Genomic DNA, 16,728 nt, shown 5'->3' on the forward strand with positions numbered 1-16,728 from the left:
CGCCTCCTGCGGTGCCGTTGGTGGAGATCCTTGGCGGTGCTGCTCCCCACATTGGCCGCACCGGTCTAGGGACAATCCTGCCGATGTCCCGGCGGCGCGATCTGCGCTCCGGTTCGCACTCCGGGCACTGCATGCGCGCCCGCATACGTTTACATCGCATTACATGCCGGGCCGACAACGTGATGCAGCGGGAGCCGGGGCGCGTGTTCACGTGCAGTGCCGGCCGGCGCTGCTGCATTCCGCGTGCGCTGCGCACGATGCCCTCGCCCGCCCGCCAGCACGGCGTGCATGCGCCCGCGTGCTACCGTGCCAGATCACCGGAACGCGCCGCGACCGTTGCAGCAGCAACAGTTGCGACGCGGTCTAATTGCCAGCCACCGCTCGCCAATCAGCCGTCGACTTCGCCATGCCCGAGTACCGCTCCAAGACCTCCACCCACGGCCGCAACATGGCCGGCGCCCGCGCACTGTGGCGCGCCACCGGCATGCGCGATGGCGACTTCCACAAGCCCATTATCGCCATCGCCAACTCGTTCACCCAGTTCGTGCCCGGGCACGTGCACCTGAAGGATCTCGGCCAGCTTGTCGCGCGCGAGATCGAACGCGTCGGCGGCGTGGCTAAGGAGTTCGACACCATCGCCGTGGACGACGGCATCGCCATGGGCCACGACGGCATGCTGTATTCGCTGCCCAGCCGCGAGATCATCGCCGACTCGGTCGAGTACATGGTCAACGCGCACTGCGCCGACGCGCTGGTGTGCATTTCCAACTGCGACAAGATCACCCCCGGCATGTTGATGGCCGCGCTGCGGCTCAACATCCCCACCGTGTTCGTCTCCGGCGGCCCGATGGAAGCCGGCAAGACCAAGCTGGCCGAACACAAGCTCGACCTGATCGACGCGATGGTGATCGCCGCCGACGACAGCGCCTCCGACGAAAAGGTGGCCGAGTTCGAGCGCAGCGCCTGCCCCACCTGCGGCTCGTGCTCGGGCATGTTCACCGCCAACTCGATGAACTGCCTGACCGAAGCGCTGGGCCTGTCGCTGCCCGGCAACGGCACCGTGGTGGCCACGCATGCCGACCGCGAGCAATTGTTTTTGCGCGCCGGGCGCGTGGCGGTGGAGCTGTGCCATCGCTGGTATGGCGGCGAAGACCCCACCGCGCTGCCGCGCGGCATCGCCACCTTCGAAGCGTTCGAGAATGCGATGACGCTGGACATCGCCATGGGCGGCTCCACCAACACCATCCTGCATCTGCTCGCCGCCGCGCAGGAAGGCGAGGTGGCATTCGGCATGCGCGACATCGACCGCCTGTCCAAGCGCGTGCCGCAGCTGTGCAAGGTCGCCCCGAACACGCCGAGATACCATATTGAAGATGTGCATCGCGCCGGCGGCATCATGGCCATCCTCGGCGAGCTGGCACGCGGCGGTTTGCTGCATACCAACGCCGCCACAGTGCACGCACGCACGCTGGCCGACGCCATCGCGCAGTGGGACGTCACCCAGACCGACGCGGAAACGGTGCACACGTTCTACAAGGCCGGCCCGGCCGGCATCCCCACGCAGATCGCCTTCAGCCAGGCCACGCGCTGGGACAGCCTGGATACCGACCGCAGCGAAGGCTGCATCCGCGATGTCGCTCACGCCTTCTCGCAGGAAGGCGGCCTGGCCGTGCTGTACGGCAATATCGCCCGCGACGGCTGCGTGGTGAAGACCGCAGGCGTGGACGAATCCATCCACGTGTTCGAAGGCAATGTGCGTGTCTTTGAGAGCCAGGATTCGGCGGTCAAGGGCATCCTTGCCGACGAAGTGAAGGCCGGCGACATCGTGGTGATCCGCTACGAAGGCCCCAAGGGCGGCCCCGGCATGCAGGAAATGCTCTACCCCACCAGCTATCTCAAATCCAAGGGCCTGGGCAAGCAATGCGCCCTGCTCACCGACGGCCGCTTCTCCGGCGGCACCTCGGGCCTGTCGATCGGCCACGCCTCGCCGGAAGCCGCCGCAGGCGGCGCGATCGGCCTGGTGCGCGACGGCGACAAGATCCTGATCGATATCCCGAATCGTTCGATCAACCTACTGATCTCGGACGAGGAACTTGCCCTGCGTCGCGCCGAGCAGGATGCCAAGGGCTGGAAGCCGGTCGAGGTGCGTCCACGCAAAGTCACCACGGCGCTGAAGGCGTATGCGTTGCTGGCGACCAGTGCGGACAAGGGTGCGGTGCGGGACAAGGCGTTGTTGGACGGCTGAGGCATTGCCATGAGGACCGCGGATTTTTAGCGGTCTTCATCGTATCCGGCATCGGACTGTGGAAGGCACTTCAGTCCCGACACCTGACCGCACCGCCACAGCGGGTTGGCTTTTCCTGGCGGCAACATCATCCACCGCCGATGCCCAGCCCATCCAGCGGGCTGTGCACCGCCGACGCCGCGTGCCCCAGCACATGCATGTAGATCTACGTGGTTGCCACATCCTTGTGGCCCAACAGCTCCTGCACTGTGCGCGCGCGAGCTACTCGGCAGAGAGCACCACTGGAATGGGCCGCCACCGCTTGGCGCGCACTAGATTCTCCATCCAGGGCAACTCCATGCCCAGAACCTCGCGATACAGGAACAGCAGTGCCGCCAGCGCCTGATTCTGCGTGCCGGCCGACACCTGCCCTGCGTCACCAGTTCGGTGAGAAACGCCTCGACCTCCACCTGCCCCATCTGTACTGGGTGCCGTTTGCCGTTGGCCAGAATGAAGCGTCGGATCCAGCCCACAAATGCATGCTCGGTACGCAGGCTGTAGTGACGAAGCCGCAGCCGAGCACGGACCTGATCCAACAGCTTCGGAGTCAGAGGCGTCATTACGCCTGCATCGCCGCAGGTGTAACTCATACGCTTACTCGAACGTAGGCTAACGCAACCAGCATCGGCACAAAGACTGCCGGTGGCCATCCGGTAAGTTATTGTCAAGGAATAGGAATTCCTCCTTTCCAGACCTCCGGCCTTAGTCGATACTTGGCGCAACACCGCTCTTAGGCGGTCCAATAGTGGTTAGGCAGCTATGCAAAATTCCGTCTCGCGCTTTCAAGGCAAATCGTTTGGTTGGGGGTTCATCCTTTTCATCGGTTTGTTTTCGGCGTCCGCTTTCTGGGGCGAGTCGGCGGGCCTTAGCAAATTGGCTGCCGCCATTCTGTTCGGTGTGAGCGGTTTTATTCCATTCCTCATTCAGGCCTTTACTGGTTGCGCACTTGATGGCGCGTGGATAGCCAGATTCAGCCGCAGAGAGCATCCAACCAAGTATTGGCTGTTGCTTGCTCTTTCTGCTGCTATTGGCATCGGCTTCTCATATGACGCGTACAGCACGTACATGGAGGCTGCACATGTCGCGGCCTAACAATTCATTCAAGCCGAACCCGCATCGGGGCAGCGCTCGGGCGCTTTTCCGCTACGCTAGCACCCAACCACCGCCCCGTTACGGGTCGGCTTAATTCAGGCGTTAGGCGGGCTATGACAGACCAACTCGGATCCGAACAAAGAGCATTACGCCAAGCAGTTGGTGAGGTGCTGCACTACATCTGGGATCCAATCGGAGTAGCAGGCGTTCCGCAAGCCCGTAATGAGTACGACGGCTACGTTGACCACATTTGCAGCCTGTTGTGGCAGGGCGCCGACAACTCCGCAATCGCTAGGCATCTTGTGCAGATTGCTGACCAACGCATGGGACTTCCGGGAACGGAGACCCGTGCTGAACTCGCGGCCGATAAACTCCTGGAGTGGCGAGATACGGTTGCACGCTAGCCCACCTAACAATTCATTCCAGCCGAACTCGCTTCGTGGTCGGCTTAATTCCGGCGTTAGCGCACCATGATTCCATGGGACCTTGAAGATTGGATCATTGAGGTCGGCCACACCGTCGTTGAGAGGCAGACCTCAGGCTCGGGCGACCTGCCACCACTTGATAACTTTCTATACGAGATTTGGCTCCTCGACACAGAGACACGCAATGGCGGCCTTTCGCAGTACTTCTTCAATCGCGGCATATCCCAATGGCGGTCCTGCGTATCAGCATCGATAAGCAATGGCTTATCTAACTTTGCGCCATTCGCCAGTGTCGTTGACACGATCATTTCTGACGCAACTGAGCCAGGTGAGGCCATAATTGATGCAGGTAGTTCCGAGGACATTTGGCTCGCGCACCAAGAGGCTGTTGTTAGACAACTTAGGGAGTTGCACCGAGGTGCGCCCTAACAATTCATTCAAGCCGAACCCGCTTCGCAGGTCGGCTTAATTCAGGCGTTAGAGCCCACATGGAGATGACATGGGTCTGAGTATTTCGGTCGGAGGCATGGAGGACCAAGAGATGTACGCTCCCGTGGCGCGAGCCTTAACGGAGGCGGGCTTGCCCGGTCACGCGGAGCCGTCAAGCTCTGAGGACGAGCCGTTCTTCTCCTGCCAGATGTGGGGCTATTCAGGGATCCACTACCTGCGGAGGCTGGCTGCGTACATCGGCCAAGGGCTCGAGGTACCTGGGCCGGCAGACGACGATCCGGCTGCAGACCCCGTGCTTGCCGAGTACTACGATCTCTTGGCCCCGGGCTTTGAGCATCTCGTACTTCACAGCGATGCCGAAGGCTTTTACGCACCCCAAGATTTCGAGTCGGTCATCTTCCCAAGTGAGGAGGTCGATTTGCCCGGAGGCATGCTCGGCTCGTCCCCGAGGCTTCTAGAAGAATGTCGCCGCCTAGCGGCATGGCTGGAACTTCCGCCAGAAATAGATCCTGAAAGTGAGGAAGTTTGGGAGGCTGCCGATCTGCAGCAGCAGCCCGGACTAAAGTGGAAGCGATACGGTATTGAGTCGTTTACGTGCCTCCGCCTCATTGGGGCAGCAGAGGCGTCTGTGTTCTCCGGAGCTGCAATCGTGTTCTGCTAAGTGGGTTCTAACAATTTATCCAAGCCGACGCCGCTTAGCGACGCGGCTTAACTCGGGCGTTAGGCGCTAAACAATCTTTCTGGCGAGACCAAGCAATGTCAGAGCAAAGTTGGCTTGCTTACACCGGAGCAATTGCGGGCATCATCGGCGCCGTCACTGGCATCGCTGGGGCTGTTCTCGCTTTCCTGGCGTTTCGACGCACTGGCCAGCTCAAATCCCTTGATCTTCGCCTAGAGCTACGTCGCGCCGAAATCACGTTGCATTCGGATATCCACGGTCTGGCTCCCCTGCTGGAGAGCGCAAAGACCTCACGGACGCGGCTCGCTGCCGCTCAAGGCACCTATAATTCTGGCGCTACAAAGCATTGGCTTGCTCAATGGGATGCAGACTTGGCAGATGCCAGCTCGCTCATTGAGGGCGCGTCGGTTCTGGATATTGATTGCTCAGCATTCTCTCAAGCAGAGCTCGAGGCGCGACTTGTCACGGTTCATAAGCTTCAGCGTCAAGTTGCTCTATTCGCTGGCAAGTACCAAGGTTCACTTGCTGCGGATGATGTTGGTCGGGAGCAGCTTCGGGCAGATCAACAGGTAATCACTCAGGCGCGCATCGAGGGCAAGATATGAGGCATGCGTCTAACAATTCATTCAAGCCGAACCCACTTCGTGGGTAGACTTAATTCAAGCGTTAGGGGCAGCGGGAGTGAGCAACGTGGGCAAGATCCTTCGGTTCGTACGCGGCGTGCTGAGCTTTGGCCAAGCCGATGCCACCAGCAAATTTGAGCAACCCCAAGACGAACCTCTGTTTATGGCGATGCCCAACGGGGAGCTTGCGGACGCCGCCCGAGCAGCTAACGGCTCGCTAGGCCACTTTCGTCGGCTCCTAGCCGATGGGACGCCGACTGACGTCTCGTCAATGGTAAAAACACGCATCTCTGATCCGGCAAGTGGCGTGATGTGGCTTTGGCTAACCGTGGAGTCCGCTACGCCTTCTGGATTCAACGCGTCCGTATTCGAGGCGCCGCCTGAGTTCACTGACATCTCCCCCGGCACAAGGAAGTTCGTGCCAGAATCAGAAGTAGCGGATTGGGCTTTGGTCAACTCGGGCGTTATGCAAGGTGGCTACTCGCTTCGCATTCAACGAAGCCGCCTTCCTGCAGCCGAGCGCGAGCCGTTTGATCGCTACATCGGAGTGAGCAGTTATGCACCGCTGCCTGCCCCCTAACAATTCATCCAGGCCGACGCCGCTATTCGGCGCTGCTTGACTCTGGAGTTAGCACCCTATGAAAGATTCGCTATCCGTCAATGAAGCGCTGGACCAGCTAGGCCATCTCGACGGAAAGCCTGTGACCGTCCATGGAATTCTCCACGTTGAGTTCGAGCACGTTGCCATCTGGCACTATCCCAAGGTCGAGAGGCACGACATCGAACCATTCGGCCAAGCCAGTTCCAGCATTTGGCTTAGTACCGCCACGGGCAGCGTGCAACTCAATTAGAGGGGCTTGGAGAAACTTCACGGACATCGCGTATCGGTTTTAGGTACGCTCCATTCACCAGGACCACACTTTCGTGGTTGCGGGCATCTTTCTGGCACCCCTGGGGAAATCCTGGTCAGCTCCATCGACCACCTGTAAGGATGCTAACAATTCATTCAAACCGAACCAGCTTCGCAGGTCGACTTAAATCAGGCGTTAGGCACTATGCCAAAGTGTTTCGTAATCGAGGACGAGAGCCACGCCGAGCAGATCGTTGAGTACGCGTCGCTGGACGACGCTGGGCAGCCTTCGCGGATCGGCTTAATTAAGGCGTTAGACGTGCAAGACAATAACCCGTTACTTGCGAAGCTGGAGGCCGAGCTATCCGACACTACGGATGTGTACGTCAATTACGACGTTGACGCGAAAAGCTACTTTGCTGGTCTAACGGATAGCATCCGCCACAACGTCTGCAAACCATTTCCTGTTAGCGATACAGTCATGGCGCCTGGCTTTCCCGACATTGCGCTTGGCCAAGTCATCTCGGGTCAATGCGTCGCTCATCAAGCAGGCTACTGGCTCGTGTACCAACCAGAGCAGAACCTCTTCTATTGCTTTTGGGGTGAGAGTGCAAGCAACCTTGGTGCCCATGGCGTGTTCGGCAGCCCACTGCATTACTGGTCTGCGTAGGCACGTCTAACAATCCATTCATGCAGAACTCGCTTTGCGAGTCGGCTTAATTCAGGCGACAGGCATCGCATGAAAGTTCGATGGCTATTTGTTGCATGGGGAATTTTTGCAGCTCTGGTTCTTTTCCTGCGTTTCGGTGTGGTCGGTCCACGAGAGCGGCTGACCACGCTCTATATCGTAGGTAGTCTTGCACTTGCCGGCGGAGGTGGCACCCTACTCAACATCCGCTTTCGTCGAGATCTTCTGGCTGTTGATCGAGCCACCTGGGAACACCTCACGCAATTTCCTGGGCTTGGTCCTGGCTACCACAACAATTTTCGTGAGCTGGGCTGGATCGCACGACCGTCGTCTACTATCCCGCCCCACCTCAAACCGCTGTGGCTTCGGACAGGTAAGCTCGTCTGGCTACCAGTTGTTTGGTTCCTAACCACACCGGCAATCTGCGTTATTGTAGGCATCGGCGGTGCCTAGCAATTCATTCAAGCCAGACCCGCTTTGCGGGCCTCCTTAATTCAGGCGTTAAATGCGATGGGAAGAGAACTTCCACTTCCAGATGGGGCTGCCGAGGACTTGGATGCCTTTGAGGTGGCACGGATTTGGGTGACGCGGCAAGACCTTTTGGTATCCCTCAATGTTGGCCTTTATCCACCAGAGGAGAGTGCTGGAGAGACGACTGCTTGGGGAGACATTCTGGCTGATACGGTCAAGCATTTGGCCAAAGCTCTCTCACTCCGCTACGACCAAAATCCGGCGGTGCTAGAGCAAGAGATCATTGCCAGGTGTAATCTGTCGCTCGGACAGCTCCGCAAAGACATCTCGGGCAGCCTTAAAGATTTCAGCTAACAAGTCATTTAAGCCGAACCCTCTTCGCGGGTCGGCTCAACCAGGCGTTAGGCGGCAGAGCAGACATGATTGCAACTCTATTCATCACACTTCTCGCTGCTAGCTCGTCGACTGTGCCTGCCACTGAACATCCCGCGCTTTAATGCAACATTGGACCGGCCTTGAAGCGGTTCGGAGGCAATAACTGGCTGGTGTATGGCTGCACCGATGGCCGTTCCGTAGTGATCACTGCCGACACGCCCAATCCCGCTACTCCGTTCTTCTTTATCCTCGCGCCGGACGGTAACGGTGGCATTAGGCTGTACGGCGAAGGTACTGGGACCGAGTCCGCCACCAAACCCGCGTATGACAGTCTCAGCAAGATGTCCAGCTCGGACCTGGCCGTGCTTTTTCAGGGGGCTAGTCGTGCCAGTCGGCGGTAAGCTGCCGCTGAACACTTCATTCAAGCCGAACACGCTTCGCGGGTCGGCTTAATTCCAACGCTACACCCCACAGGAGGGATTCTTGAGCCCCAAGCAACGCCATCGCCGCATCCCACAAGCTTTACTGTTGGCGGTAGCCCTGATCTCGGGTACTTTGGCGACCCTCTTTGGCTTCTTCTACTTTTCGTTCTATTGGCCATATCGCTGCCTTTTCAACGAGGAGGGGCGCTATTTCGACGGGCGTAATTTAGTTGTCTATCACGAGCAGAACGGCCTGCTCATAGTTCCCGCTCTTGCATTCTTGGCGTCTGCGTTATTCTTTGCTTTCGTATGGTGGGTTCGCCGTCGGCCCGTCGGGAGCATCACGGATGGACCCTAATAATTCATTCAAGCCGAATCCGCTCAGCGACGCGGCTTAATTCAGGCGTTAGGTCGCAAGGGAGACCGCGTGGAAGGCCCAACCAACAAGCTCCTCATCGTCGGCGGCGCACTGAGTGGCGTTGCAGCACTGGCACATCTTGCGTGCTTAGTAGTGGGCGCACCACTGTTCCGCCTCTTGGGCGCCGAAGAGCAGATGGCGCAACTTCACGCTGAAGGCAGCTGGTATCCCACAGTGGTCACGCTCGCAATCGCCGCCGTCTTGGCCACTTGGGGAGCGTACGCGCTCTCGGCCGCGGGCGTATTCCGGCCGTTTCCGCTACGTCGAACAGTCCTTATGGCGGTCACAGGTATTTACATCGTTCGCGGTGTAGCGTTCGTCCCGGTCATGGCCTACTTCCCTGGCAACAGCCTCACCTTCTGGGTCGTGAGCTCGGCGATCTGTCTCGCCATTGGTCTGGTGCACCTCGCGGGGCTTTGCCAGTCGTGGGGCAGACTGCGTCAGCTTGCGGCCTAACAATTCATCCAAGCCGAACCCGCTTCGCGGGTCGGCTTAATTCAGGCGTTAGCCGGCAAAGGAACTCATAGTGCACCTAGACGAAAAGCAGCGAGGAGTCGCCCTTGGCATGGTTTCGGGCCTCGTTGCCTCTTTGCTGGTTGTCTTCCTGGCATCAAGGGCATTTTTGGGGTGGCGCGCCGCAGATCGCATTGCAATCAGCCTGTTGTTGCCCGCCATAGCAATGTGCGTGGCGATTGCTCGTATGGCCAAACATCGTTTCTTCACACCTGCTGACATTGACGGCAGCGCATTGAGCGTGGGGACTATCCAGGCCAGAACGTTAGAATCTCTACTGCAAAATACGATGGAACAGCTGGCGTTGGCACTCCCTGTCTACGTTGCTGCCCTTGTCAGTACTCGCCCCAGCATTCAAGCCGCAGCTCCAGTATGCGCTTGTGCCTTCTTGCTTGGCAGGCTGACATTCTTTGCCTCGTATAGTGGCGGCGCACGCGCTCGTGCATTTGGCTTCGCACTTACCTTCTATCCCACAGTGCTACTTCTCATCTGGCAACTCATGATTCTGCTCTCGACGGTTGCTAGCTAACGATGAATAGGTCTCAGACCATTGAGGACTGGGCTTCAGTATACATCGCGTTTCAACAAGATAGCCGCAGCTCGGAGTCTTCTCTCGTATGTGGGTGCGCCCTAATAATTCCTTCAAGCCGACGCCGCTTCTCGGCGCGGCTTAATTCTGGCGTTAGGCGCTATTGGATAAAGCGCCATAATTAATTTAAAAATTGCTCATCCGGGCCACCCGCGTGCCCCGCAACACTGCGCCATTGGCTACGGCTACTACCCCGACAGCCACCAACGCATCCCCACGCTGCGCCTACTCGGCCGCTGGCTGGAACTGCTGGGCTTCACCATCGACAGCGAGCTCGACATTCGCATGTGCAACGGCGAGCTGGTCGTCAGCGTGGCAGCCAAAGACTAAGCAGGTGCGCCGCGCAGCATGCATGCCCACGCTAGCATCGAGCGTAACGCGCTTTATTACCATGCTGTGTGCGCTCACCGCTCCTCGCGCAGGAGGACAAAGATTGAACATCCGGCTGTCATCCTGCCTCTCACGTTGGAACAACTCGACTAAGGCATAGCACATGGTCATGGGCAGCCGCGCTGGCATCACGAGCGTTTGCTGCAAAGGTTTGCGGCGATTGACGGCCATCGACGACTCGGCGAGGATTGTTTTCACACCGCACACGGGCAGCCCCAGTAATGGTCAGGCAACTTTGGAGGTTTGGATGGAGTTGATGCTTCTACTGGGTGCGGTACTTGCTCTTGGCAATATCGTCGCATCGGTTGCAGTGCTTCGCGTTTCGACGCTGTCGCCATCACAACGCGCATTGCAAGTTGCTGTCATCTGGCTTGTTCCAGTCATCGGCGCCGTCGTTTGTACCGCGTTTGCTTCTTCTCAGGCAGCTGGCTCCACATCGTCCGATACAAGTGACCCGTTCTATCTGTCATCCGATGGTGGCGCATCGGGTGGTCAGGACATTGGTTTTTCCGGTTGCGATGCGGGGGACTCTGGCTGCGCCGGGAGCAGTGACTAGTGGCGACGCCTGGCAATTCATTCAAGCCGGATCCACCTCGCGGGCTGGCTTAATCCAGTTATTAGACCGCTAGAGATATTTCGAGAGAGACAGATGATTCTTTGGGGATGGGGCGAGCGAGTGCTGACCTTCGACCTGGAAGAACATGAGTACTGCCAGAGGTGCGAGCAGAAGCAAGACTTCACACTGCGTCTCAAGTACAAGTACGGACACTTCTATCATCTCTTCGGGTGGGTCATCTCCAAGCAGTACCAGCTCATTTGTCCTGTTTGCTCCCACGGCTGGATAGTTAGCGCTTCGGCGGCAGAAGCGCAGATCGGGTGCAACCCGGTGCCGTTCCATCAAAGATCAGGATGGATCGTCATGCTTGTGCTTGCAGCAATCATTTGGTTTGCAGCCGTGACGTATCGGCATGCGGCCTGACAATTCACTCAAGCCGGAACCACGTCGCGGGTCGGCTTGACCTGGCGATTAGGCCCTATGAGAAAGATCATTGCAGCCCTTGCTTTTCTCCTCTTCGCATCAGGCGTAGCCTGCTCGGCATCCGCTACAAAAATTGACGTCTCTGGTCTCTCCGAAGCTTCCATGAGCTTCGATCAGGATGGGGTTGGACCATTCCTGCATGAGTTGTCTGGCTCTGTCAGTACCAATCTAGACGCCGACGCACTCAAAGAATCAATCGATGCGTTGCCGGTTGAGACAGTGGGCAATTGGGAGTTCTCGGCCACCTTAAATGGTAAACGCGAGCGCTTGGTGGTGGTTGCGTTCAAGGATGATGTGGACGCCCCTGACCTTGCGTTCTACACCTCACCGGAGCTAGCCGCCAAGGTTCAGCAACAACTTGAATCATTTGCGCAGGCTCAGGGGTGGTAAGCCCCAACACCTCATTTAGGCGTTAGGCCGCTCTGCACATGTGCACACATCCGAAATCAACAAAGACGTCAGTTGGATATCGCGCGCTTCGGCTATTGGCTGCGCTACTGGTGGTCTTCGGTGCTTCCGTTACGTTCACCTGGTGGCATCACACCAAAACTCTTTCGCCCTGCGCCACTTTTGCCTCCACCGCAAGAGACCCGGTCGCGTGTCATTCTGGCCTTTGGCTGTTCGGCATGTCCTGGGCGGGGCTTGCCGCTTTTCTGTTTACGCTCTTCGGCGTCTGCTTGCTCTTCTCGTGGGCATGGTCCTTGACTCGCCGCAGGCGAAGCTAAAGCACTAAAATCTGTCCAGTCGCCCAGTGATCCGATCTCCTAGTCACGCCTTACCGCCAAGGAAAGCATGTTCTCCATCTTCAAGAAGAAAGCTGCTCCATTGCTGATCGTTCGAGCCAATGGGCAGGAGTTGTGTCGCGTTGACCAGAACGATGTTCCGTGCGAGATCAAGCCTTCTGCGTGGTTGAAGGCCGACAGCATCCTGGAGTTTGCCGACTCGGCGGGGGAGGTGCACCGGCATGAACTTGGTACTGCGACCGGGTGGTTCCACTTCTCGGTTCGCGTACATCCCAGCCTCGGGTGCCAGGCGGACTGCGTCATTTCGCAGACCGAGCAGCTCGATCCGGACGCATTTGCGACCGGCAAGGCATCCGGGATCAGGTTTCAGCCGTTCTTCCTGCCGGGTGCCAGCGTCAACAGTTCCGCCCTTGCGGGCAAGGGGCTGTTTGCCAGGGGGCTGCACTTCAACGGCTTGGTCACAAATAGCAACGTGGTGCTTTCCTGCGAATGCGACCATTGCAAGCGTTCGTTCCTGATCCGCTCCTATCACGCGGGTTTCAGCAACGCGGGATACTTTTACTCGGGGTCTGGCAGTTACACCATCACCGTTGATAGCCATCTGCCTGGCAGCCCTGCAGCGCTGTCCGAGCCAGATGCCGAAGCGCTTGCTGCGCTGGAAGATGCACTGCCGTTGGCACCGGATGGGTCCCGCTACGCCTACCTCAATCCCTTTCGATGCCCGCATTGTTCCGAGCCTTACATCGATTTTGAGGCGAACCCGGGTTTGCGGGCGAGTGAGTACTACGGGAACTACTTCGAGGGTTCGACGCTGCTGCGGTACGCGCCGGCGGATGTCTAGCATCCTTCCTGATGGCTCCATTGTTGCGTTGCCGCTGGTCTGGCCGAGGTCGCAAAGCAACGCTTTATAACGATTCCGAACGCGCTTGAGCAGGCGTGCATTGCCGTCTCATGTGCTGAAAATCAGCTTTTCTTGTTGTCGTGATGTCACGCTTCCGCTACGCAGCGCGTAGGCCCGGTGTTGCAACGTGAGCCCAAGACATTAAAATCAAAGCAGTGGTCTGCGTCAGTGACCGCCTGCGCAATGCAACGCTATCGCCAGGCGGATCGGTTCAACCATCAACGAAGGAATGCTCATGTTGAAGCCAGCAGATACCAAGCTCTATTCCAAATTGGTCGGCACCAGCATTGCCATCGGAGCAGGCCTGGGGTCGGCCCTCGGGGCAGCAATGGGCAACCTGCCTCAAGGCATTGGCCTGGGTCTGTCGCTTGGCTCCGTGTTCGGCATTGCCTTGGCGCGTCGGCGTGGTGCCATCTGACGCCTGCATGACGTGACACGCGCATGTCCCTCGGCCGACTGCGTTTTTTCGCCGGGGCCGACTCTGATGCCGCCTTGTAACAGCTATGAAATGCAGCCTTGGCAGCGGATCCGCAACTGTCTTGGTACCGCGCCTCGATGCCGGTCGGCAAGGCGCTGTCATGCGCTACCATTAGGTCGATGAACGTTAGATCGTGTCTTGCAGTATTCCTGCTCGGTGCCTGTGCATCGGTCTCAGCCCAAGGGATTTCGCCCGCCACCACGCGCGAGGTCGGTCAGCTTTTCAGGGTCCTTGAACAATCCAACTGCGAGTTTTCGCGCAATGGGTCGTGGTACGCGGCGCCGAAAGCCAGCGAACATTTGCAGCGCAAGTACGACTACTTACAGAAGAAGGGGCTGGTGACGTCCACCGAGTCCTTTATCGAACTTGCCGCCACCAAGAGCAGCATGTCGGGCAAGCCGTATCAGGTGCGTTGCGGCAATGCTGCACCTGTATCGAGCCAATCCTGGTTCAGCGGCAAGCTGCAGGAGCTACGCAAGTAGTCAGCAGGCGTCAGCATCAGGCCCTGCGCTGCAGCATCTGCCTTGCAGCGCCGCCTGATGCAGGCGCTGGCAACTGCCGCTGGACAGCCTCTGTGGACCGGCCGGCCGAAAGCGATGGTTGCACTATCGGCCTTAGAAGACCCGGCTTCAGCTCCGGCGATCAGGCAAGATCACGCGTGGTGCTATCGCGCGCCGAAGATACGCTGATGTAGATCAGGCAACGCGCAGCCGCTGCACTTCACCAACGCTGCCATCGCGCTCGTCGGCCACAAACGCACTCACCGCATCTTCCAGCTGCGCGGCGTGGTCGCCCATGGCGCGTGCGGCGGCGCTGGCGTCCTGCATGCGGGTGACGCCGTCGCGCATGTCCGTATCCACACCGGCGAGGGTGTGATGCACCTGCGCGATGCTGCCCGCCTCTTGTTGTGAGGCGGTGGCGATCCTGCTGAGCGTGCTGCTGACCTGGCCGATGGTGGCGACGATGTGCTGCATGCCTTCGCCTGCGTGGCGCACCTGTTGCACGCCGGCCTGCATATGCGTGACCGATTCGCCGATCAGGGTCTTGATCTGGCTGGCGGCGGTGGACGAGCGCAAGGCCAGCGCGCGCACCTCGCCGGCGACCACGGCAAAGCCGCGGCCTTCTTCGCCGGCGCGTGCGGCTTCGACCGCGGCATTGAGGGCAAGGATATTGGTCTGGAAGGCGATGCCGTCGATGACCGAGACGATGTCCTGGATGCGCCGCGAGGCCTGTTCCATCTGCTGCATGGTGCCCATCGCCTGGTGCATGGTGTCGCCGCCGCTGCGCGCGGCCTCGGAGGCGGCGGCGGTGAGCTTGTCGGCGTCGGCCGCCTGCGCGGTGTGCTGCTGCATGGTGCCGAGCACGGCCTGCATCTGGGTGGCGGTACGGCCCAGGGTGGCCGACTGCCGCTGCACCTGCTGCTCCAGCGCATCGTTGCGGGTGAGGATCTGGCCGGCGGCGTGATTGATCGCGGTGCTGGAGCTGCGGATCTGCGCAATGATGCGCGCCAGCTCGTCGGCGGTGGCATTGGCGTCGCGCTTCATCTGCTCGAACACGCCTTCGCAGTGACGATCGATGCGCTGGGACAAATCACCACGCGACATCGCCGCCAGCATGCGGCGCATGTCCCGCAGGCTGTCGTCGGTGATGGCGAGGAACTGGTTGACGCCCTCGGCCAGCTGCCCGAGCGTGCCGCCGCTGGCGTGCCCCTGCAGACGGGCGCCGAGCTCGCCGCGCGTCGCCTGTGCAATGACGGTGGCCAGCTGTTCTTCCAATGCTAGATCCTGCGTGCGGTCCTGCCACTCCACCACCACGCCCAGCGAGGCGCCGTCGTGATCGCGAACGGGGGTGATGTTTTCCTGCAGCTGCAGCGCCGCCAGCGCGCGCGTCCTGCTGGTGCCGGCGTCATGCCCGGCCTGCACCGCGTCGGCCAGTGCGCTGTGCAGCACCTGTGGGTCGACCTGCGTGCTCAGTTGCTGGAACGACTGGTTGCGATAGATGGCAGCGCCCTGCCCGTCCACGATGGCCACCGCCATTGCCGATGCATCCAGCGCCAGGCGGATACGGCGATTTTCCAGCAGCAGTTGCTGCTGTTGGGCGATGCGCTCTTCCACCTGCACGCTCATGCGCACCAGCGCCTGCGCCAGCGAGCCGCTGCGGAAGGGCTGCTGCAGGATGGCCGGCGGCAAGGTCGCACCGGTGGCCAGGGTGTCGGCCAGTTCGACCAGTGCCTCGGCCTCGTGGTCGAGGGCATCGACCTGGCGGCGCAGTTGAATCGCCATCACGCAGACGAAGGCGGTTTCGACGATCACATAGCCGGCGTGCAGCACCACGATGCCGAAGCCGCTGCCGACAGTGAACGCCTGCACCGGCATGCCACGCGACTGCAGCCAGTAGAACGCCAGGTGATGCACGGCGATGGCGCCTGCGGCGACCACCACCGGCAGCCAGTCGCGGTAGTACAGCAGCAGCGCCAGGATCACGAATACACCGAAGTGCATTTCCACCAGGCCATGCGCCTGCTGGATGGTGGCCGCGACCAGGGCCATCAGCACCAGCGCATTGGTGATGCGGGTCAGGCGCGTACCGGGGTTGGCCTGCACTTGCCAGGCCATCAGCAACAGGCTGGGCAGCGTGACGGCGACAAACGTGGTCCATTGGCCCTGGTACCAGGCCAGGCCCAGCGAGCCGATGCCCTGCAGCACGGCCAGCCACAGGAACAGCCGGTCGGCCTTGATCGCCAGGCGGGTGGCGTAGGTGGAGGTCGGCGGTGCCGATGCGGACAGTTCCATCATGACAGCGACTCCACGGCACAAGGACAAGGGGACACCAGCGCGGCACCGGGGGTGCGCGCCAGGACATCGGGTAACCAGCGCGACCACTCCGCCGCGCCGGCCGTGCCGCACACGGCGCCACCGTCTGCAGGGCCGGCATAGCGCGGTTGGCCGTCGGCGCCGAGCAGCCAGACGGCATAGCCGCTGCCACGCAACGCAGGGGTGTCGAGCATGCGCACCTGTCCGCCACGCGCGCGCACCGCGCTGCTGAGCACGGTCCAGGCGCGATCGGCGGCCAGATCGCTACACGCACAAGCACCTGCGACGCCGATCAGCATCGGCGTCTGCTGCGCGGCCGGCAGGCTGGCCTGGACCTGCGTCCATGCACTTGCCACGTCGTTGGCGTGCGCAGGTGGCGTGGTCCAGGCCACGGCGATCCAGCCGCACCATAGCGCGAGCAGGGCAGCGCCCAGGGTGCGTCGCGTTGAGGCGGACAAGGTGCCGAAGACAGGCATGGCGCGGTG

General features: G+C 60.1%; 20 protein-coding genes and 2 pseudogenes. 19 read left to right on the plus strand and 3 right to left on the minus strand.

Annotated features, from left to right (window positions below; genetic code table 11):
* Window positions 1-406 precede the first annotated feature (406 nt).
* Window positions 407-2,245 (plus strand): dihydroxy-acid dehydratase, encoded by a 1,839-nt coding sequence (gene ilvD, locus EO174_RS00235; RefSeq protein ID WP_104583867.1) that lies wholly within the window; start codon window positions 407-409, stop codon window positions 2,243-2,245.
* A 264-nt stretch (window positions 2,246-2,509) separates the two neighbouring features.
* Here the strand turns inward: ilvD and EO174_RS00245 are convergent.
* Window positions 2,510-2,844: pseudogene (locus EO174_RS00245) on the minus strand (phage integrase N-terminal SAM-like domain-containing protein); the annotation flags it as partial.
* A gap of 199 nt (window positions 2,845-3,043) precedes the next feature.
* Between EO174_RS00245 and EO174_RS00250 the strand changes: the two are divergent.
* The 18 genes and pseudogenes from EO174_RS00250 to EO174_RS00345 all read left to right on the plus strand — a co-directional run bounded on the left by EO174_RS00250 (window position 3,044) and on the right by EO174_RS00345 (window position 13,912).
* A complete protein-coding gene (locus tag EO174_RS00250) occupies window positions 3,044-3,376 on the plus strand; it encodes a hypothetical protein (RefSeq protein ID WP_126941571.1) in 333 nt (110 codons plus the stop codon).
* Window positions 3,377-4,300: 924 nt separating this feature from the next.
* Entirely contained in the window at window positions 4,301-4,912 is a 612-nt protein-coding gene (locus EO174_RS00260; protein ID WP_126941572.1) for a hypothetical protein, read from the plus strand.
* A 95-nt stretch (window positions 4,913-5,007) separates the two neighbouring features.
* The gene (locus EO174_RS00265) at window positions 5,008-5,535 is read left to right on the plus strand and encodes a hypothetical protein (protein ID WP_126941573.1); all 528 of its coding nucleotides are present in this window, start codon (window positions 5,008-5,010) and stop codon (window positions 5,533-5,535) included.
* Between the two features lie 85 nt (window positions 5,536-5,620).
* Entirely contained in the window at window positions 5,621-6,133 is a 513-nt protein-coding gene (locus tag EO174_RS00270; protein WP_126941574.1) for a DUF2314 domain-containing protein, read from the plus strand.
* 58 nt (window positions 6,134-6,191) lie between these two features.
* Window positions 6,192-6,404, plus strand: coding sequence for a hypothetical protein (locus EO174_RS00275; RefSeq protein WP_104583872.1), 213 nt, complete (start codon window positions 6,192-6,194; stop codon window positions 6,402-6,404).
* Window positions 6,405-6,608: 204 nt separating this feature from the next.
* Entirely contained in the window at window positions 6,609-7,073 is a 465-nt protein-coding gene (locus tag EO174_RS00280) for a hypothetical protein (RefSeq protein ID WP_126941575.1), read from the plus strand.
* 69 nt (window positions 7,074-7,142) lie between these two features.
* Window positions 7,143-7,544 carry a hypothetical protein gene (locus EO174_RS00285; protein WP_126941576.1) on the plus strand — a complete coding sequence of 134 codons (402 nt, stop codon included), beginning with the start codon at window positions 7,143-7,145 and terminating at the stop codon, window positions 7,542-7,544.
* A 57-nt stretch (window positions 7,545-7,601) separates the two neighbouring features.
* Window positions 7,602-7,916 carry a DUF5076 domain-containing protein gene (locus EO174_RS00290; RefSeq protein WP_104583875.1) on the plus strand — a complete coding sequence of 105 codons (315 nt, stop codon included), beginning with the start codon at window positions 7,602-7,604 and terminating at the stop codon, window positions 7,914-7,916.
* Window positions 7,917-8,420: 504 nt separating this feature from the next.
* On the plus strand, window positions 8,421-8,717 hold the full coding sequence (locus EO174_RS00295; RefSeq protein WP_126941577.1) for a hypothetical protein: 297 nt from the start codon (window positions 8,421-8,423) through the stop codon (window positions 8,715-8,717).
* Between the two features lie 69 nt (window positions 8,718-8,786).
* Window positions 8,787-9,233, plus strand: a complete 447-nt coding sequence (locus EO174_RS00300) for a hypothetical protein (RefSeq protein WP_126941578.1) — start codon at window positions 8,787-8,789, stop codon at window positions 9,231-9,233.
* Between the two features lie 223 nt (window positions 9,234-9,456).
* The gene (locus tag EO174_RS00305) at window positions 9,457-9,819 is read left to right on the plus strand and encodes an MAPEG family protein (RefSeq protein ID WP_241239959.1); all 363 of its coding nucleotides are present in this window, start codon (window positions 9,457-9,459) and stop codon (window positions 9,817-9,819) included.
* Between the two features lie 204 nt (window positions 9,820-10,023).
* Window positions 10,024-10,209 (plus strand): annotated as a pseudogene (locus EO174_RS23390) (SymE family type I addiction module toxin); the annotation flags it as partial.
* A 307-nt stretch (window positions 10,210-10,516) separates the two neighbouring features.
* A complete protein-coding gene (locus EO174_RS00320; RefSeq protein ID WP_126941580.1) occupies window positions 10,517-10,825 on the plus strand; it encodes a hypothetical protein in 309 nt (102 codons plus the stop codon).
* A gap of 93 nt (window positions 10,826-10,918) precedes the next feature.
* Window positions 10,919-11,248 (plus strand): hypothetical protein, encoded by a 330-nt coding sequence (locus EO174_RS00325; RefSeq protein ID WP_126941581.1) that lies wholly within the window; start codon window positions 10,919-10,921, stop codon window positions 11,246-11,248.
* A gap of 57 nt (window positions 11,249-11,305) precedes the next feature.
* The gene (locus tag EO174_RS00330; protein WP_126941582.1) at window positions 11,306-11,698 is read left to right on the plus strand and encodes a hypothetical protein; all 393 of its coding nucleotides are present in this window, start codon (window positions 11,306-11,308) and stop codon (window positions 11,696-11,698) included.
* A 402-nt stretch (window positions 11,699-12,100) separates the two neighbouring features.
* On the plus strand, window positions 12,101-12,892 hold the full coding sequence (locus EO174_RS00335; RefSeq protein WP_126941583.1) for a hypothetical protein: 792 nt from the start codon (window positions 12,101-12,103) through the stop codon (window positions 12,890-12,892).
* A gap of 295 nt (window positions 12,893-13,187) precedes the next feature.
* Entirely contained in the window at window positions 13,188-13,370 is a 183-nt protein-coding gene (locus tag EO174_RS00340) for a hypothetical protein (protein ID WP_126941584.1), read from the plus strand.
* A 98-nt stretch (window positions 13,371-13,468) separates the two neighbouring features.
* Window positions 13,469-13,912 (plus strand): YfeK family protein, encoded by a 444-nt coding sequence (locus tag EO174_RS00345; protein WP_241239952.1) that lies wholly within the window; start codon window positions 13,469-13,471, stop codon window positions 13,910-13,912.
* Window positions 13,913-14,125: 213 nt separating this feature from the next.
* Here the strand turns inward: EO174_RS00345 and EO174_RS00350 are convergent, their stop codons facing one another.
* On the minus strand, window positions 14,126-16,225 hold the full coding sequence (locus EO174_RS00350) for a methyl-accepting chemotaxis protein (protein WP_241239953.1): 2,100 nt from the start codon (window positions 16,223-16,225) through the stop codon (window positions 14,126-14,128).
* On the minus strand, window positions 16,222-16,719 hold the full coding sequence (locus tag EO174_RS00355) for a hypothetical protein (protein WP_126941585.1): 498 nt from the start codon (window positions 16,717-16,719) through the stop codon (window positions 16,222-16,224). Before EO174_RS00355 ends, EO174_RS00350 begins: the two co-directional genes overlap by 4 nt.
* Between the last annotated feature and the right edge of the window lie 9 nt (window positions 16,720-16,728).

The sequence above is a fragment of the Xanthomonas sp. BRIP62418 genome (assembly GCF_003993495.1).
GTDB classification, from domain to species: Bacteria; Pseudomonadota; Gammaproteobacteria; order Xanthomonadales; family Xanthomonadaceae; genus Xanthomonas; species Xanthomonas euroxanthea.